Here is an 880-nt window from a genome sequence, read left to right as displayed (position 1 = left end):
CGGTCGGGGTGAACGGCGCCCGATCGACTGGACGGCCCCGCACGCGACCAACATCCGATGTCAAGGCGGCGACCGGATCCACCATCCCGTATCCGACCTTGTTGTCCACGCCCGCAGGCGGATTGTGCGCCGACTGCACGATCCGGTTGATCACCTGATGCGCGCTGAATTCGGTTGCGCGCGCGGTCGTTCACGCCGCCAACATGGGGGCCAAGGTGATCAACATTTCCGTCACCGCGTGCCTGCCCGCGGCGGCCCCGGCCGATCAGCGGGCCCTCGGTGCGGCGTTGTGGTACGCGGCCACCGCGAAGGACGCCGTGATCGTGGCGGCCGCCGGCAACGACGGCGAAGCGGGCTGCAACAACAACCCGACGTATGACCCATTGGACCCGTCCGATCCGCGGGACTGGCACGAGGTCAAGATCGTCTCGGCGCCGTCGTGGTTCTCCGATTACGTCCTGTCGGTGGGAGCGGTCGACAGCAGCGGTGCCCCGCTCGACAAGAGCATGACCGGTCCGTGGGTCGGCGTGGCGGCCCCCGGGACCCACATCATGGGCCTCTCACCGCAGGGCGGCGGCCCGGTGAATGCCTACCCGCCGTCGAGACCGGGCGAGAAGAACATGCCGTTCTGGGGCACTAGTTTCTCGGCGGCCTACGTCAGCGGCGTCGCGGCGCTGGTGCGCGCGAAATTCCCCGAACTCAGCGCGCATCAGGTGATCAACCGGATCGTGCAGTCGGCGCACAATCCGCCTGCGGGCGTGGACAACAAGGTCGGATACGGGATGGTGGATCCGGTCGCCGCCACCGGATCGGTTGTTGGCCACGGTGATCGGGGCCGTCCAGTCGATCGGGCGCCGGCCACGCCGCCACAACACCGCCC

General features: G+C 68.8%; 2 pseudogenes. One reads left to right on the top strand and one right to left on the bottom strand.

The annotated features are described in order from the left end of the window. A pseudogene (locus A5659_RS28900) lies at window positions 1-166 on the bottom strand (type VII secretion-associated serine protease); the annotation flags it as partial. Between A5659_RS28900 and A5659_RS00485 the strand changes: the two are divergent. Continuing rightward, window positions 165-807, top strand: a pseudogene (locus A5659_RS00485) (S8 family serine peptidase); the annotation flags it as partial. The pseudogenes A5659_RS28900 and A5659_RS00485 sit on opposite strands and share 2 nt — an antisense overlap. Window positions 808-880: the final 73 nt, after the last annotated feature.

Source organism: Mycobacterium sp. 1165196.3 (assembly GCF_001673415.1).
GTDB lineage: Bacteria > Actinomycetota > Actinomycetes > Mycobacteriales > Mycobacteriaceae > Mycobacterium > Mycobacterium europaeum_A.
Note: the sequence above shows the minus strand (reverse complement) of the source record. Positions and strands in the feature narration are given on the sequence as shown.